Here is a 16,579-nt window from a genome sequence, read left to right as displayed (position 1 = left end):
CTCAGGGGGGAACATGCCGCTGCCCAGACCCGCGAAGGCGCTGAAGTCGGTGACGGCGTGGCGGCCGGCGAGAGCGCTGACGGGGGTCAAGGCACTGCTCGGTGAGGGCCGCGTGCGACGGCGGCGCGCCGTGCAGGCCGTCATGCTGGGCAGTGTGTTCGCCCTGGCGCCGGCGGCCTGGGTGCACGCGGTCGCGGACAGCCGGGTCCGTACGGTCGCGGACGCGCCGGCCAGGGACGTCGCCGTGGTCTTCGGCGCCGGGCTGCGGCAGGACCGGCCGGGGCCGTATCTCGCCCATCGGCTGGACGCCGCCGCCGAGTTGTACCGCGCGGGCACGGTGAAGGTCGTGCTGGTCACCGGGGACAACAGCCGGGTGGAGTACGACGAGCCCGACGCCATGCGCACCTACCTCGTGGAGCGCGGGGTGCCCGACGGGCGGATCGTCAGCGACTACGCGGGATTCGACTCCTGGGACTCGTGCGTACGGGCCAGGAAGATCTTCGGGGTCGAGCGGGCGCTGCTGGTGACGCAGGGCTTCCACGTTCGGCGTGCGGTGGCGCTCTGCGAGGCCGCGGGGGTCGACGCGTACGGGGTCGCGGTCGCCGAACCGCGCAACGTCACGTGGTACTACGGCGGGGTGCGGGAGATCTTCGCCGCCGGGAAGGCCGCGACCGACGCCCTCACGGACCGGCAGCCCATGTTCCTCGGGCCGCCGGAACCGGGCGTGGCGGAGGCGCTGGCCGACGCCCGCGTCCAGGCCGACGCCGGAGCCCGGACCGACGCCCGCGTCCAGGCCGACACCCACGGCCGCCCGGGAGGCGCTACGGAGGCGGAGTGACGTACGCGATCCAGTCGCCGCCCGCGATCAGCCGTCCCCCGCGCCGCAGCCGGCGCGCCACCCGGGGCGCTGCGAAGTACACCCAGGCCGGGGCCGTGGTGCCGTCGGCGCGCAGGACGTCGCGGACGGCCCGCTCGTACAGGTTGCGCGGATCCCCGGGCGCCGCGTACTCCTCCAACTCGTCCAGGACCGCGAGCAGTTCGCCGTACGCCTCATGCGTGGCCGTCACCAGCTCCCCCACGACGACCGGCTCGTTCCCCCTCCCACCCACGTTCCCGGCTTCGGTCCCGGGGATCTCGACCGCGTACGGGTAGCCGGGGCCGTCGTACAGCCACGCCCCCGCGAGGCGGGCCGGCTCCTCGCGCACCGTACGGCCGCGCAGGAACAGGTCATGGTTGTGCTCGCCGGGCCGCAGCGTGCCGTAGACGAAGAACGGCAGTGGCCCCCCGGGCCGGCCGCCGCACGGGCGGCCCTCGGACGGGCGGCCCTCGGACGGGCGGCCCTCGGACGGGTCCGGTGCGACCGCCGTCATGCGCCGGCGGTCTCCTCCGTGAGCCACGCCAGATACTCCGCGCTTCCCCTCACCACCGGCAGGGCGATGATCTCGGGTGTGTCGTAGTCGTGGGCGGCCTTCAGGTGTGCTTCCAGGGCGTCGTAGCGCTCCGCGACCGTCTTGAACAGGATCTGCCACTCCTCGGCGGTCTCGATCACGCTCTGCCAGCGGTAGACGGAGGTGACCGGCGCGGAGATCTGCGCGCAGGCGGCGAGCCGCGCCTCGATCACGCCCCGGGCCAGCGCCTCCGCCTTGTCGGCGCTGTCCGTCGTGGTGAGCACGGTCAGATATGCGGAAGGAGACAAGGGCGCGGACGAGGGCGGAAGCGGTGGCAGGGGCGCGGACACGGCAGGGCTCCTTCGGGAGGTCGCACGGGTGGTCGTACCACACCACAGAACCTGCCCGCGTGTCCTCCCCCTCTCCCCGTCAGCCGCCGTACGGGCGGACGGCCTTCGCCTCCCGCAGCGCCAGGCCCCACCAGGCGAGCTGGTCGAGCATCGCGGTGGCCGCCGCGTCACAGCCGGCGGAATCCTTGGGCCGGCCCGTCTCGTCGAAGTGGCCGCCCGCGTTGTGGAAGGAGACGGTGTCCCGGACGGTGACGGCGTGCAGCTCGGCGAAGACCTGCCGGAGCTGCTCGACGGCGCGCAGGCCGCCGGAGATCCCACCGTACGAGACGAAGCCGACGGGCTTGGCCTGCCACTCGGCGTAGTGCCAGTCGATGAACGACTTCACGGTGGCGGGGAAGGAGTGGTTGTACTCGGGCGTGAGGACGACGAACGCGTCCGCGCCCGCCAACGGCGCGGAGACTTTGGCGAGTTCGGCCCGGACGGCGGGTTCCGGCCGGAAGGAGAGGGCGGTCGGCAGCTCCACGCCCGCGAGATCGATGAGTTCGGTGGTGAAGTCGGCGCGCCGGGCGGCGCGGGAGAGGAACCAGTCGGAGACGACGGGGCCGAAGCGCCCTTCGCGGTTGCTGCCGAGGATGACGGCGAGCTTCAGCGGCGCGGGCTCGGTGACGGCCGCCGGGCCGGTGACGGCCGCCGGGCCCGCCTTGCTGGACATGTTCGTAGGCATGAGGCAAGCCTGTTACCTCAACCAAGGTTGGGGTCAAGCCGCCGCCGGCCGGCCGGGCGACCGGGCGACCGGCATACGGTGAGGGGCATGACGACCACTTCACCGCTCCTCGTGACCGAGGTCGACGGGCGGCCCGCCACCGCCGACGATCTGCGCCTGCGCGCGCTGGACTCGTACGGGCACTTCACCGCCCTCCAGATCAGGGACGGCCGGACGCGCGGTCTCGGCCTGCACCTCGCCCGGCTGGACGCCGCGACCCGCGAACTGTTCGGCACCGGGCTGGACGGCGAGCACGTACGGGGGCTGCTGCGGCACGCGCTCGGCGAGGTACGGGACGCCTCGGCGCGGGTGTACGTCCACCGGTCCGAGGGCACGGCCGAGCCGACGCTGATGGTGACCGTACGGCCGCCCGTGGCCCTGACGGAGCGGGCGCAGGGGCTGATGTCGGTCCCGTACCAGCGGCCCGTGGCGCACATCAAGCACCTCGGGGGCTTCGCCCAGGTGCATTACGGACAGCTGGCGCGGCGCGCGGGGTTCGACGACGCGCTGCTGGTCGGCCCGGGCGGGGTGGTGTCGGAGAGCGCGATCGCCAATGTCGCCTTCTGGGACGGCGACTCGGTGATCTGGCCGGACGCCCCGGCCCTGACCGGCATCACCATGGCACTGGTGGAGCCGCTGCTCCCGGCCGCCGGACTGCCCTCCGTACGCCGTGAGGTCACCCTCGCGGGACTCTCCTCGTACCGGGCCGCCATCCTCACCAACTCGCACGGGATCGCCCCGGTCGCGCGGATCGACGGAACGGTCCTGCCGGGCGACGACGCGCTGTTCAAGGCGGTGCGCGAGGTGTACGAGACGGTGGCGTGGGACCGGATCTGAGGCACGGACGCACACGGGCACCGCCCGGCCGAACCGGCTCAGAACCGACTGCGAACCGACTCCGGACCGGCTCTCCGTCACCCGTTCGGAACGGGCCGGAAGGCGCGCGCCGCTCCGGGCGCCTTATCTCGGAGGTGACGGCGAGGAGACGGCCCCCGTGGTTCGGTGCTTCGGCGCTTCGGTGCTTCCGTATCCGCGTCCGTCGGCACCATCCGGGTCGCGGCGGAGGTGGGCCTTCCGGCCACCCCCGCCGTCGGCGGGAGCCGGCCCCTGCGCCGCCGGGCGAGCGGCGCGCGGGGAGGCCGGCCGGCGGGCCCTCCTCCCCGCCACGTCCCGCCCGGCGCCACACGGCGCCGTTCGCCCCGTCCCCGTCAGGCCGGCAGCCGACGGGGGCGGGGCCCCTCACGCCGTCCACTGGTCGAACGCGAGCTTCGCGACCAGCGAGAACACCACCACCAGCAGCACCCCGCGGACGAACTCGCTGCCCTTGCTGAGCGCCATCCGCGCGCCGAGCATCCCGCCCGCCAGGTTGAAGACCGCCATCAGCCCTGCGAGCTGCCACAGCACCGTGCCCTGGTACGCGAACATGGCGAGCGCCCCGGCGTTCGTGCAGACGTTCACGATCTTCGCGGTGGCGGACGCCGTCACCAGATCCAGGTGGAGCACCGCCGTGAGCCCCAGCACCAGAAACGTTCCCGTCCCCGGCCCGAAGAGTCCGTCGTAGAAACCGATCCCGCCGCCCACCAGCACGATCGCGAGGACCGTACGGCGCCGCCCCACCGGGCCGCCCGCCCGCTCCCGGCCGAACGCCGGCCGCAGCAGCACGAAGGCGGCCACCCCCAGCAGCACCACCATGATCACCGGACGCAGGGTCGCGCTGCTGATCCCCGCCGCGAAGAACGCGCCCGTCATCGACCCGGCGAGGGCCATGACCCCGATCCGTACGGCCGTCCCCACGTCCACCGGCGCCCGGCGCGCGAAGGTGACCGCCGCGCCCGTGGTGCCCACGATGGCCACGGCCTTGTTGGTGCCGAGGATGTGCGCGGCGGAGACCTGCGGCAGCCCGAGCAGCATCGCGGGCAGGAGCAGCAGCCCTCCCCCACCGACCACTGCGTCGATCCAGCCCGCCACGGCGGCGGCGAGGCAGAGCAGGACAAGGACGGTCAGCGATATCTCGGGCACGGTCGCGACCTTATGAAGCGGATACATGGCCTGTCCAACCACATAGGCACACGACCTGGGCGAACGACGTAAAGGAACGCTTCGGGCGCCCGCCGCACGCCACGCGCCAGCCACGCCACGCCAGGAAACGCTCTCCCCTCCCGCGCCCCTCACACCCGCACGCCGGGCGCGCTGAGCGCAGCGTTCCGTACGGGAAACGGGGGCGATGCGGCCGGGTAACAGCCACCGCGCAGGCTTCCAGCCACGACCTACCCGATGGAGGCCCCGAGATGTCCACCCCCACGATCGTGGTCGTCGGCCACGGAATGGTCGGTCAGCGGTTCCTGGAGGCCCTGGCCGAGCGCGGCGTGACCGAGCGGTCCCGGGTCGTGGTCCTCTGCGAGGAGCCGCGCCCCGCCTATGACCGGGTGCGGCTGACCTCGTACTTCGACGGCCGTACGCCCGAGGACCTCAGCCTCGTGGAGCCGGACTTCATGACGCGGCACTCCATCGAGCTCTATCTCGACGACCCGGCCGAGACCGTCGACCGCGCCGCCCGCACGGTCACGTCGCGGGCCGGGCGCGTCTTCCCGTACGACACGCTCGTGCTGGCCACCGGCTCGTACCCCTTCGTGCCGCCCGTGCCGGGCAAGGACGCCACCGGCTGTTTCGTCTACCGCACCATCGAGGATCTGCTCGCGATCGAGGAGTACGCGATGACGGCCCGCACCGGCGCCGTCGTCGGCGGCGGGCTGCTCGGTCTGGAGGCGGCGGGCGCGCTCAAGGGGCTCGGGCTCGACACGCACATCGTGGAGTTCGCACCCCGGCTGATGCCCGTGCAGGTCGACGAGGGCGGCGGCGCGGCCCTGCTGCGCACGATCGAGTCGATGGGGCTGACCGTCCACACCGGTGTGGGGACGCAGGAGGTGACGACGGACGCCGCCGGGACCGTCACCGGGATGGCGCTGTCGGACGGCTCCGCGCTCGACACCGATCTCGTCGTCTTCTCGGCGGGGGTGCGCCCGCGCGACCAGCTCGCCCGCGACGCGGGGCTGACGGTCGGGGAGCGCGGCGGCATCGCGGTGGACGCGCAGTGCCGTACGTCCGACCCCGCCGTCTTCGCGATCGGCGAGTGCGCGCTGGCCTCGGACGGGCGGGTGTACGGGCTGGTGGCGCCCGGGTACGAGATGGCCACGACGGTCGCGGACCTGCTCGCGGCGGACGGCGCCCGGCCGGACGGGTCCGGCTTCACCGGCGCCGATCTGTCGACCAAGCTGAAGCTGCTGGGCGTGGACGTGGCGTCGTTCGGTGACGCGCACGGCGCCGCGCCGGGCTGTCTGGACGTCGTCTACTCCGACGCGCAGGCCGGTGTCTACAAGAAGCTGGTCGTGGACGGGGCAGGCACGCTGCTCGGCGGTGTGCTCGTCGGGGACGCCGACGCGTACGGCATGCTGCGCCCGCTCACCGGGAGTGTCCCGCCGGTCTCCGCGGCCCAGTTGGTGCTGCCGGCCGGGCTCGGCGCACCGCCGGCGATGGGTCCGGAGTCCCTGCCGGACGAGGCGGTGATCTGCAGCTGCCACAACGTCACCAAGGGCGCCATCTGCGCCTGCTCGTCGCTGCCCGAGGTGAAGAAGTGCACCAAGGCCGGTACGGGCTGCGGCAGTTGCGTCAAGGTGATCGGTCAGTTGCTGGCGGCGAGCGGCAACGGCCCGGCGGACAAGGGGCTGTGCGGCTGCTTCCCGTACACCCGCAGCGAGCTGTACGAGATCGTCCGCACCCTGCGCCTCACCTCGTACGCCGCGCTGCTCGACGGGCACGGCCGGGACGGGGCGCGCGGCGGTGACGGCTGCGAGATCTGCAAGCCGGCCGTCGGCTCGATCATCGCCTCGCTCGCCCCCGCGCTGGGCATGAGCGGATACGTACTGGACGGCGAACAGGCCGCGCTCCAGGACACCAACGACCATTTCCTCGCCAACATCCAGCGCAACGGATCGTATTCGATCGTGCCGCGGATCCCCGGTGGCGAGATCACCCCGGAGAAGCTGATCGTGATCGGCGAGGTGGCCCGGGACTTCGGCCTCTACACGAAGATCACGGGCGGCCAGCGGATCGACCTGTTCGGCGCCCGGGTGGACCAGCTGCCGCTGATCTGGACCCGGCTGGTGGACGCGGGCTTCGAGTCGGGGCACGCCTACGGGAAGTCGCTCCGTACGGTCAAGTCCTGCGTGGGGCAGACCTGGTGCCGCTACGGCGTACAGGACTCGGTGAAGATGGCGATCGACCTGGAGCTGCGCTACCGGGGGCTGCGCTCGCCGCACAAGCTGAAGTCGGCGGTGTCGGGGTGCGCGCGCGAGTGCGCGGAGGCGCGCGGCAAGGACTTCGGGATCATCGCCACGGCCAACGGCTGGAACCTGTACGTCGGCGGCAACGGCGGCGCCGACCCGCGCCACGCGGATCTGCTGGCCCAGGATCTCAGTGACGCCGAACTGGTGCGGCTGATCGACCGGTTCCTCATGTTCTACATCCGCACCGCCGACCGGCTGGAGCGCACCTCCGCGTGGCTGGAGCGGATCGAGGGCGGTCTCGACCATGTGCGGGACGTGGTGGTCCACGACTCGCTGGGGCTCTGCGCGGAGCTGGAGGGACTGATGGCCGCGCATGTCGACGGATACCGGGACGAGTGGGCGGAGACGATCAACGACCCCGAGCGGCTGCGGCGGTTCGTGTCGTTCGTCAACGCGCCCGACGCGCGGGACCCGTCGGTGAAGTTCGTACCGGAACGCGATCAGGTCAAGCCGGACCTGGTCTTCCTCACCCTGGAAGGGGCGAACGCCAGATGACCGCATCAGAGTTGACCGCGTCGGACACGCTGGAAGTACTGCTCGGGGACGACGAGTGGTTCCCCGTCTGCGAGCTGCCCGCGCTCATCCCGGGCCGGGGGGTGGCCGCGCTGCTCCCGGACGGCCGTCAGGTGGCGGTGTTCCTGGACCGGTCGGGCCGGCCGTACGCCGTCTCCAACCGGGATCCGTTCTCCGGGGCGTACGTCCTGTCCCGGGGCCTGACCGGTACGCACGAGGGACGGTTCTTCGTGGCGTCGCCGCTGCTCAAGCAGCGCTTCGAGCTGGCGACCGGCCGCTGCCTGGACGACGAGGAGGTCGCCGTCGAGGCGTACGAGATACGGGTACGGGCGCGGGTACCCGCCACGGCCTGACGCCCCGGGCAGCACGGCGGGTGCCGGTGTCGGGACCGGTGCCGGGGCCGGCCCCGGCACCGGCACCGGCAAAGTCCGCCAGGTGTTCAGCCACCGGCCACGCACAGCCGCTACGCTCCTGCGCCGTGCGACCCCGTGGCGCCGGCCGGTGTCGCGGGGCGGTCACCACACCCCCTGGAGCGACCCGTGGAACGTCGCAACTTCCTGCGCGGAGCGGTCATCGGCACCTCGGCCGCGGCCTTCGGTGGCACCCTCTGGCGCGGCGCGGCCCTCGCCGCACCCGCGCAGCCCGGCACCGGCCCCTACGGGGCGCTCGGCTCGGCGGACGCCAACGGCGTCCGGCTGCCCGCCGGGTTCACCAGCCGGGTCGTCGCCCGGTCGGGCCGGCAGGTCACCGGCACGTCGTACACCTGGCACAACGCGCCGGACGGCGGGGCCTGTTACGCGGACGGCACCGGTTGGATCTATGTCTCCAACTCGGAGATCAACCCGTCGGGCGGGGCGAGCGCCGTCCGGTTCTCCGCGGCGGGCGCGATCACCGGCGCGTACCGGATCCTCTCCGGCACCCGGCAGAACTGCGCGGGCGGCAGCACCCCGTGGCGGACCTGGCTCTCCTGCGAGGAGGTCGACCGCGGCTATGTGTACGAGACCGACCCGTGGGGCGTGGCCGCGGCGGTACGGCGCGACGCGATGGGCCGCTTCAAGCACGAGGCGGCGGCGGCCGACCCCGTGCGCCGCACCGTCTACCTCACCGAGGACACCACCGACGGCTGCTTCTACCGCTTCACGCCCACCACATGGGGCGATCTCTCGGCGGGCCGGCTGGAGGTCCTCGTCGCCGGGACAGCCACCAGCGGGCCGGTGAGCTGGGCGGCGGTCCCCGACCCGAGCGGGGCTTCGACGGCCACCCGCAACCAGGTCTCCGGCGCCAAGCGCTTCAACGGCGGTGAGGGGTGCTACTACGCGGACGACACCTGCTGGTTCACCACCAAGGGCGACAACCGCGTCTGGCAGTACAACGCGGCGGCGGGCACGATCGAGCTGGCGTACGACGACTCCCTGGTGTCCGGTACGGCGCCGCTCACCGGGGTCGACAACGTCACCGGTGCCGCGTCCGGCGATCTCTTCGTCGCGGAGGACGGCGGGAACATGGAGATCTGTGTGATCACTCCCGACGATGTCGTGGCGCCGTTCCTGCGGATCGACGGCCAGTCCGGCTCGGAGATCACCGGACCGGCCTTCTCGCCCGACGGCACGCGCCTCTACTTCTCCAGTCAGCGCGGCACCAGCGGGGTCTCCTCCGGCGGGATCACCTACGAGGTGACGGGGCCGTTCCGGGCGTAGAGCCCGTCCGCCGTGGCACGGCCCTCCAGCAGGGCCGTGCCCAACGGGGTCAGCGTGTGCAGCACGGCGTTGCCGTGGCGCAGCGTGACGACGAGCCCCGACTCGCGCAGCACGCAGGCGTGCTGGCTGGCCGAGGCGAGCGACACCCCTGTCCTGCGGGCGAGTTCGCTGGTGGTCGCGCCCTGCTCGATGGCCTGGAGGACCGCCGAGCGGGTGTGGCCGAGGAGCCGGCCGAGCGTGGGTCCGCCGCGCTCCGCGACGGCGGGCGCGTCGGAGTGGGTGACGGGGTAGACCAGGACGGGCGGCAGCGTCGGGTCGCGGTGGACCACGGCGGTGGAGCGGCAGAAGAACGACGGCTGAAGCAGCAGCCCGCGCCCGTCCAGGCGCATGTCACGCCGGACGGGATAGTCGGCCTCCAGGACGGAGCCGTTCCAGCGCAGCATCGGCGGGAGCGTGGCGAGCAGCCGCCCCGCGCCGCCGTCGAGCAGGGCCCGGCCGCGCAGCGCGCGGTCGCCGTCGACCCTGGCCCGTATCTGCGGCCAGTACGGCTCGACGGCGACGCGGTGGTACGTACGCACCGCCTCCACGAGCCGGGCGAGACAGCCGGGTCCGCCGTCGGCGAGCAGGGCGAGGCGCCCGCCGGGGTCCTTGCGCGCCGGGCGGGCTCCGCCGACGGCGAGCAGGGCCAGCTCGGCGCGGACCCGCTCCTGCGGGGTGGCGCGCAGCGCTTCGAGTCCCGCCTCCACGCCGAGGCGCCCTTGCGCGGGGGTGAGGAAATCCGGGAAATAGCCGCGCTGCGGAACGAGCGCCGAGAGAAATCTTGTTTCGCCTTTCAACCTGGTACGTGTTTCCCCGCGCCATTCGCCGTAGACAAGCGGTCCGCGCCGATCCCGTATTCGATGAAAGCTGAGAATCGTCTCCCATAACGGATCGGGCCCGGCGGCCATCCTGACCCCGCCCAGGTCTTTTCCGGTGAAATGAATACGCAGCATTTACCAACCCCACCTGTTGCGTCCACCATGGCACCCCGTCACTGAGTATGCACGCCATCACCGGCTGTTACCACGGTGTTTCAGCCACAGTTGAAAAGCGTCGCGGGGGTCCCGTGTCCAGCGAAATCCTGTACCTCGTCGGGCATGAAACCCGAACGACCGAAAAGGCGCGACGGAGGCCGTGGGGGGCTTTGGGCGCCTGGCGGCGGTCGGTCGGGTTGCGGCTCCGTGTCCGACTCGCGTAATGGGCACGGCCGGTGGGTGGGGATCCTCCGGCCGTGCCCCTGTCGCGTGCCCCTTCCGCGCTCCCGCCCCGCCCGCTTGTTGATTCTTATTCAACAAGCAGCGGGCGCGTTCAGCCGCCGTGCGTGGAACTGCTGCGGTATTCCGTGTACGTGTACGGGTTGTCGAGGACGGCGGCCTCCGGGATGTCGGGGTTCATGCCCTTGCGCCACGCCTCCTCCCCCAGCGTCGACCGCAGGTGGTCCACCGTCCGCTCGGCCGCGCGGCGGGCGGCGGCGAGGTCGACGCCGACGAGTCGGTGCTCGTGCTTGACGACGCGACCGTCGACCAGGACGGTGTGCACATCCCCGCGCTGGGCCTGGAACGCGACATGGCCGTACGGGTTGAGCAGCGGGAAGGACACCGGCGAGCGGTCGTTCTTGATGAGGACGATGTCGGCCTTCTTGCCCACCTCCAGGCTGCCGAGGTCGTGGTCGCGGCCGAGGGCCCGCGCGCCGCCCCGGGTCGCCCAGTCGACGACCTGGTCGGCGCGGAGCGCGCAGTGCGTGACGGTCCTGCCCTCGGCGTGCGCCTCCAGGTGCTCGCGCGAGCGGTCGGCGCCGAGCGTGGTCCGCATGGCGGAGAACAGGTCGCCGCTCCACCAGACGCTGGTGTCCATCGAGAGCGACACCGGGATCCCGTGGGCGCGCAGCGCCCAGGTGGGCGGGTACCCCTGGCCGGCGCTCTGCTCGCTCTCCGTGGAGACCGAGACGGATCCGCCGGTGGCGGCTATCCGGTGGTACGAGTCGGCGGAGAGCGAGGCGGCGTGCACGTACACCGTCCCGGGGGTCATGAAGCCGTGGTCGTGCATGAGCTTGATGCCGTCGTCGCCGGTGGCGCCCCAGACGCCGGCGTGGGTGGTGACGGCGAGCCCGAGTTCCCTGGCGGCTTCGAACGCGTGCCGCTCCGGGAAGGCGGGGTCGCCGGTGACGTCGAACGCGAGCTGGAGGCCGAACATGTCGTCGTCGGTGCCGCAGCGGCGCACGAAGTCCCGGAACTCCGGTGCCGTGCTCCACTCGGCGGGCGGCTGCTGGATGTTGCCGTACGCGAGCACGAAGCGGCCGGGCACCGACCTGAGCGCGTCGACGGCGGCGTCGGCGTGGTCGACCGTCTGCAGGCCGTGCGACCAGTCGACGACGGTGGTGACGCCCGCGTCGATCGCCTCGATCGCCGCGAGCAGGTTCCCGGCGTGCACGTCCTCCGGCCGGAAGAGCTTGCCCGACTCCAGGTAGTACCAGACGAAGTACTGGGTCAGCGTCCAGTCGGCGCCGTATCCCCGCATGACGGTCTGCCACATGTGGCGGTGGGTGTCGATCATGCCGGGCATGACGATCCCGTCCGTCGCGTCGATCACGGCGGTGCCCTCCGGTACGGAGAGCTCCCGGCCGACGGCCGCGATCCGATCGCCGGCCACGAGGACGTCCGTGTCGTGGAGGACCCGGCCCCGGTCGTCCATCGGGAGCACCGTGCCGCCCCGCAGAAGGACGGGCCTGCCCTGCCCGAACTCGGTCCGTTCACTCATCCTTGAACTCCTTGCCCCGGGCCCGTCTCGCGGGGGCCCTGCCATGCAGCGGACCGGACCCGTGCCACGTACGCGACCACGCAGCGGACCACCATCCGCACTACGGTCTTCAGATGTCCCTCGCCACTCTGCGGAGGGCGCGCCGAGGTGTCAAGGAGCTCGGCTGGCCCTGCCATTGGTACCTGGAAGGGGCGGCACGATATAGCGTCCGGCTGACGGACACCGAGCGAGCCGAGGAGAAACCATGCCGCGTGAAGGCACCGGTCCGGATTTCATCGAGGCCCTGGCGCGCGGCCTGGAGGTGATCGCCGCCTTCACCCCGCACCGCGCCTCGATGTCCCTGAGCGACGTGGCCGCCGCCACCGGACTGGCCCGCCCGACCGCGCGGCGCATCCTGCTGACCCTCCAGGAGCTGGGGTACGCGCGCCCGGCCGGCGCCGGATTCGCCCTGACCCCGCGCGTGCTGGAGCTGGGCGTGGCCTACGTACGCTCGACGGGGCTGTGGGACGTGGCCCGCCCGCACATGGAGAGGCTGTCGGAGCGCACCGGCGAGTCGTGCTCGATCGCCCAGCTCGACGGCTCGGACATCATCTACACGGCGCGGGTCGCCGTGCCGAGGATCGTGGCCCTGGCGGTGCAGATCGGGACGCGTTTCCCGGCGCTCCCGACCTCGCTCGGCAAGGTGCTGCTCGCGGCGCTCCCGCCCGGGGAGGTCGACGCGGTGCTCGCCGAGCCGAGCAGGTCCGGGCTGGTGCCCCGCCGGCAGCCGGGGCGCGCCGAGCGCGAGGAGGCGCTGCGCGAGGTCCGGGCACGCGGCTGGGCGCTGACGGACGAGGAACTCACGCTCGGCATCCGGTCCGTGGCGGCGCCGCTGCGCGACGGGTCGGGGCGGGTGGTCGCGGCGCTGAACGTCAACGCCCACGCGGCCGAGACGACGGTGGAGCAACTGGTCGACAGTCATCTCCCCCGGCTGCTCCAAGCTGCGGGCGACATCAGCGCCGACTTCGCCCGGCTGGAGACCGTCCCGCACACCACCCGGGCCGGCCGGGGCGTTCCGCGCCCTTGACAGGCGCTCGGCGCCTGCCAGACTCGTCGCAGCGGACACGCAACGGACATACGTCCGTTGTGCGGACGAGGAGAGGCGATCCCGCATGCCGAACGACTCCCCACCGCTCGCCTCCCCCACCGGGCCGGGGTCCGGACCCGCCCCCGGGGCCCTGTCCGGCGTGCTGGTCGCCGACTTCTCCCGCGTGCTGGCCGGCCCGTACGCCACGATGCTGCTGGCCGACCTGGGCGCCGAGGTGATCAAGGTGGAGGGCCCCGCCGGCGACGACACCCGGTCCTGGACGCCGCCCGTCCGCGACGGGGTCTCGACGTACTACCTCGGGGTCAACCGGGGGAAGCGCTCCGTCTCCCTGGATCTGCGGGACGCCACGGACGCCGGGCTCGCCCGGGAGCTGGCCCGGCGCGCCGACGTGCTGATCGAGAACTTCAAGCCGGGCGGCCTGGACCGGTACGGGCTCGGCTACGACGCGGTCAGCGCGGTCAACCCCGGTGTCGTGTACGCCTCGATCAGCGGATTCGGCTCCGGCGCCGGCCGCCACGTGCCGGGTTACGACCTGATGGTCCAGGCCGTGTCGGGGCTGATGAGCCTCACCGGGGACCCGGCGGGCCCGCCGTACCGCGCCGGGATCTCGGTCTTCGACGTCATGGCGGGCAACCACGCCGCCATCGGTGTCCTCGCGGCGCTGCGCCACCGGGACGCCACCGGTCTCGGCCAGCGCCTGGAGGTCAATCTGCTCTCCTCCGCGCTGACCGGGCTGGTGAACCACAGCTCCGCGTACGCCGCCGGGGGCGTCGTGCCGTATCGGATGGGCAACGCGCACCCGAGCGTCTTCCCGTACGAGCCGTTCCCGACCGCCGACGACGACCTCATCGTGGCCGCCGCCAACGACACCCAGTTCCGCGCGCTCTGCGCGGTCCTCGGGATCCCGGAGGTCGCGGACGACCCGCGCTTCGCGCGCAACGCGGACCGCACCGCCCACCGCGACGCGCTGCGGCCGGTGCTCACCGGGCGTCTCGCGGAGCGCGGCGCGGTCGAGTGGTTCGAGCTGCTGATCGAGGCCGGGGTGCCGAGCGGCCCCGTGCAGACCATCGACGGCGGCTTCGCGATGGCCGAGCGGTTCGGGCTCGATCCGGTGGTCGAGGTCGGCGAGGGCGACCGGGCCGTGCCGACGACGCGCCACCCGATCCGGTTCTCCGGGACCCCGGCCCGCTACACACTGCCGCCGCCCGAACTCGACGAGCACGGGGCGGAGATACGGGCCTGGCTCGCCGCCCCGCACACCGGGCGTCAGGGGAACGGCGATGGGTGAGGCCCCAGAGCCGAACCCCGAGGCGAGTCCGGCAACGGGCCCCGAGGCGAGTCCGGCGACGGGCCCCGGCACGGCAGCGCGCCCCGGCCCGGAAACGGGCTATCCGACGGCACTCGGCGCGTCGACCCGTACGTCCATCACCCTCCTCGGCGAGGACCTGGCCGCGGACATCATGGGCACGGTCGGCTTCGGTGAGCTGGCGTTCCGGCTCGCGACCCAGCGGCGCCCCTCGGCCGGGGAGGTACGGGTCTTCGAGGCCGTGCTCGCCGCCCTGGCCGACCACGGGTTCACCCCGACCGCGCTGGTGACCCGGCTGACGTATCTGTCGGCGCCGGACTCCGTCCAGGGCGCGCTCGCCGCCGGACTGCTCGGCGGCGGCTCCCGCTTCCTCGGGGTCACCGAGGACTGCGGGCGCTTCCTCCACGAGGCGCTGGCCGCCCTGGAGGGCCCGCCGCCCGCCGACGACGCGGGATGGGACGCCGTCGCCCTCCGCCTGGTGCGGGCCCGCCGCGCGGCCGGGGAACGCGTTCCCGGTCTCGGCCACCACGTACACAAGGACGGCGACCCGCGCACCCCCCGGCTCCAGCGGATCGCCGCCGAGGAGGGGCTGTACGGGCCCCACCTGTCGCTGTTCGCCGCGATCGGACGCGTACACCCCCAGGTCCTGCGCCGGACGCTGCCACTGAACGGAGCCGGCGTCTGCGGCGCCGCCCTGGCCGATCTCGGACTGCCGACGGAACTGCTGCGCGCGTTCGCGCTGCTGGCCCGCACAGCGGGGCTGATCGGGCAGCTCGCGGAGGAGCTGCGCAACCCGGTCGGCGAGGCGGTCTTCCTCTCGGTGGACCTCAACAACCGTCCCGTACCGCCCGATCCGTACCGCCCCGATCCCGACTTCCCACCGGCGCGCGAAGCCCACGGAGGCCCCCATGGCTGAGCTGGTCGCGGTGATCGCGTCCACCCACCACCCGTTCTACTACCGCGCGAGCAACGCCACCGGCCCCGACCGGCCCGCGTTCGCCGACGAGTGGGTACGGAAGGTGGAGGCGTTCCGGGAGACGCTGACCCGGGCGCGCCCCGAGGTCCTGGTGATGGTCGGCTCGGACCACTTCCACCAGTTGTGGCTGGACAACATGCCGCAGTTCCTCGTCGGCAAAGCACCGTTCTACGACGCCAACTTCTCCAACGAGGAACGCGAGTTCGGCCTGCCGAGAATGGTGCTGACCGGCCAGGAGGAGCTGTCCGCGCATATTCTGCGGGAGGGCCTCGACGCCGGGTTCGACCTCGCGTTCTCCAACGAGCTGCGGATCGACCACTCCATCACGTGTCCGATCATCACGCTGCGCCCGCAGAACGACCTGCCGATCGTGCCCGTGTACACCAACATCTTCGCGCCGCCGCTGCCCCGCCCGCAGCGGTTCGTGCAGCTGGGCCGGACGCTGCGCCGACTCGTCGAGTCCTGGCCGGCGCGCACACGCGTGGCGGTGATCGGCACCGGGCACCTCTCGCTCGAACTCGGCGGCCCGCGCCAGTTCGGACCGACCGGCCCCGACCCGGAGTTCGACCGGAAGGCGGTCGAGTGGATCGCGTCCGGGGACATCGAGGGCGCGCTCGCCGAGGTCACCCTCGACAGCCTCCACCTGCCGGGCAACGCCACCCACGGCTTCATGGACTTCCTGCTGATGATGGGCGTCGCGGGCGAGGGGCGGCGGGCGGCGTACGTGGACACCCTCGACCTGTTCCACACGATGGAGGCGTACTTCACCTGGTATCCGGACGGAGGCCCGGCATGAGCAAGTACCTGCTGAACAAGTTCCTCTACACGGTGGACCGCGACCCCGAACTGGTCGAGCGCTACCGGGCGGAGCCGCGCGCCACCCTCGCCCTGTGGGAGCGCGAGTACGCCAACCGGCTGCTCAACTGCGCGGAGGGGGAGTCCTCGACCTGGCTGCGGTTCGACGACGCGGAGCGCGAGGCGCTGGCGACGCACGACTACCCGGCGCTGTTCGCGATGGGCGCGCACCCCTTCCTGACGCTCACGCTCTTCATCGGCCTCTTCGAACGCGACCACGGGCCGATGGAGTTCCAGGCGGAGTACGCGCGGCGGCTGGCCCACATGACCCTGCCGTATCCCGACATCAGCACGTGACGGGGGCGGGCACGCCGCACAGCGCGCCCGCCCCTCCTGTACCCCGGGACCTTCCCCGCCGGCCCGGCGAGGGTGAGGGATGAGCCGCGAGAACGGCCCCGGTGTCCTGTACGGGCCTTCATGTGGCCCGGTGTCCTGTACGGGGCCACACGCGGCCCCGGCGTCCTTGTACGGGGCCCACACGCGGCCCCGGTGTCCTGTACGGGCA

At 72.8% G+C, this 16,579-nt stretch carries 16 protein-coding genes; 10 read left to right on the top strand and 6 right to left on the bottom strand.

Translation table 11 applies throughout. The annotated features are described in order from the left end of the window. The first annotated feature begins 13 nt into the window (after positions 1-13). Complete coding sequence (locus tag ACFXKG_RS19515) at positions 14-838, top strand: vancomycin high temperature exclusion protein (RefSeq protein ID WP_384840146.1); 825 nt, start codon at positions 14-16, stop codon at positions 836-838. Here the strand turns inward: ACFXKG_RS19515 and ACFXKG_RS19510 are convergent. From ACFXKG_RS19510 to ACFXKG_RS19500, 3 genes are all read right to left on the bottom strand, one after another. Further along, positions 822-1,370 (bottom strand): gamma-glutamylcyclotransferase family protein, encoded by a 549-nt coding sequence (locus ACFXKG_RS19510; RefSeq protein ID WP_384840143.1) that lies wholly within the window; start codon positions 1,368-1,370, stop codon positions 822-824. The genes ACFXKG_RS19515 and ACFXKG_RS19510 overlap by 17 nt on opposite strands. Continuing rightward, entirely contained in the window at positions 1,367-1,738 is a 372-nt protein-coding gene (gene cutA / locus ACFXKG_RS19505) for a divalent-cation tolerance protein CutA (protein ID WP_384840140.1), read from the bottom strand. The genes ACFXKG_RS19510 and cutA overlap by 4 nt, the downstream gene beginning before the upstream one ends. Positions 1,739-1,817: 79 nt before the next feature. Beyond that, complete coding sequence (locus ACFXKG_RS19500) at positions 1,818-2,462, bottom strand: NADPH-dependent FMN reductase (protein WP_384840137.1); 645 nt, start codon at positions 2,460-2,462, stop codon at positions 1,818-1,820. An 87-nt stretch (positions 2,463-2,549) separates the two neighbouring features. Between ACFXKG_RS19500 and ACFXKG_RS19495 the strand changes: the two genes are divergently transcribed. Beyond that, complete coding sequence (locus ACFXKG_RS19495) at positions 2,550-3,338, top strand: aminotransferase class IV (protein WP_384840134.1); 789 nt, start codon at positions 2,550-2,552, stop codon at positions 3,336-3,338. A gap of 402 nt (positions 3,339-3,740) precedes the next feature. Here the strand turns inward: ACFXKG_RS19495 and ACFXKG_RS19490 are convergent, their stop codons facing one another. Next, a complete protein-coding gene (locus ACFXKG_RS19490; protein ID WP_384840131.1) occupies positions 3,741-4,520 on the bottom strand; it encodes a TSUP family transporter in 780 nt (259 codons plus the stop codon). A 269-nt stretch (positions 4,521-4,789) separates the two neighbouring features. On the opposite strand from ACFXKG_RS19490, the gene nirB reads away from it, so the two are divergent. From nirB to ACFXKG_RS19475, 3 genes are all read left to right on the top strand, one after another. Further along, positions 4,790-7,339, top strand: coding sequence for a nitrite reductase large subunit NirB (nirB, locus tag ACFXKG_RS19485; protein ID WP_384840128.1), 2,550 nt, complete (start codon positions 4,790-4,792; stop codon positions 7,337-7,339). After that, a complete protein-coding gene (nirD, locus tag ACFXKG_RS19480) occupies positions 7,336-7,710 on the top strand; it encodes a nitrite reductase small subunit NirD (protein ID WP_384840125.1) in 375 nt (124 codons plus the stop codon). Before nirB ends, nirD begins: the two co-directional genes overlap by 4 nt. A gap of 186 nt (positions 7,711-7,896) precedes the next feature. After that, complete coding sequence (locus ACFXKG_RS19475) at positions 7,897-9,054, top strand: alkaline phosphatase PhoX (protein ID WP_384840122.1); 1,158 nt, start codon at positions 7,897-7,899, stop codon at positions 9,052-9,054. Here ACFXKG_RS19475 and ACFXKG_RS19470 read toward each other — a convergent pair. Both ACFXKG_RS19470 and ACFXKG_RS19465 read right to left on the bottom strand, forming a co-directional pair. After that, on the bottom strand, positions 9,024-10,046 hold the full coding sequence (locus ACFXKG_RS19470) for an ArsR/SmtB family transcription factor (protein ID WP_384840119.1): 1,023 nt from the start codon (positions 10,044-10,046) through the stop codon (positions 9,024-9,026). The genes ACFXKG_RS19475 and ACFXKG_RS19470 overlap by 31 nt on opposite strands. Positions 10,047-10,401: 355 nt before the next feature. Then, positions 10,402-11,850, bottom strand: coding sequence for an amidohydrolase family protein (locus ACFXKG_RS19465; RefSeq protein ID WP_384840116.1), 1,449 nt, complete (start codon positions 11,848-11,850; stop codon positions 10,402-10,404). Between the two features lie 244 nt (positions 11,851-12,094). Here ACFXKG_RS19465 and ACFXKG_RS19460 point away from each other — a divergent pair, with 244 nt between their 5' ends. The 5 genes from ACFXKG_RS19460 to ACFXKG_RS19440 all read left to right on the top strand — a co-directional run bounded on the left by ACFXKG_RS19460 (position 12,095) and on the right by ACFXKG_RS19440 (position 16,371). Continuing rightward, positions 12,095-12,916: an IclR family transcriptional regulator C-terminal domain-containing protein gene (locus ACFXKG_RS19460; protein WP_384840113.1), complete on the top strand. Its 822-nt coding sequence runs from the start codon at positions 12,095-12,097 to the stop codon at positions 12,914-12,916. A gap of 85 nt (positions 12,917-13,001) precedes the next feature. Continuing rightward, on the top strand, positions 13,002-14,225 hold the full coding sequence (locus ACFXKG_RS19455; protein WP_384840110.1) for a CaiB/BaiF CoA transferase family protein: 1,224 nt from the start codon (positions 13,002-13,004) through the stop codon (positions 14,223-14,225). After that, positions 14,218-15,159, top strand: coding sequence for a citryl-CoA lyase (locus ACFXKG_RS19450; RefSeq protein ID WP_384840108.1), 942 nt, complete (start codon positions 14,218-14,220; stop codon positions 15,157-15,159). Before ACFXKG_RS19455 ends, ACFXKG_RS19450 begins: the two co-directional genes overlap by 8 nt. Next, entirely contained in the window at positions 15,152-16,015 is an 864-nt protein-coding gene (locus ACFXKG_RS19445) for an extradiol ring-cleavage dioxygenase (protein WP_384840105.1), read from the top strand. The genes ACFXKG_RS19450 and ACFXKG_RS19445 overlap by 8 nt, the downstream gene beginning before the upstream one ends. Next, complete coding sequence (locus tag ACFXKG_RS19440) at positions 16,012-16,371, top strand: hypothetical protein (protein ID WP_384840103.1); 360 nt, start codon at positions 16,012-16,014, stop codon at positions 16,369-16,371. The genes ACFXKG_RS19445 and ACFXKG_RS19440 overlap by 4 nt, the downstream gene beginning before the upstream one ends. The last annotated feature ends 208 nt before the right edge of the window (positions 16,372-16,579 follow it).

This window comes from Streptomyces sp. NPDC059255 (assembly GCF_042752355.1).
In the GTDB taxonomy this organism is placed as follows: Bacteria; Actinomycetota; Actinomycetes; order Streptomycetales; family Streptomycetaceae; genus Streptomyces.
Note: the sequence above shows the minus strand (reverse complement) of the source record. Positions and strands in the feature narration are given on the sequence as shown.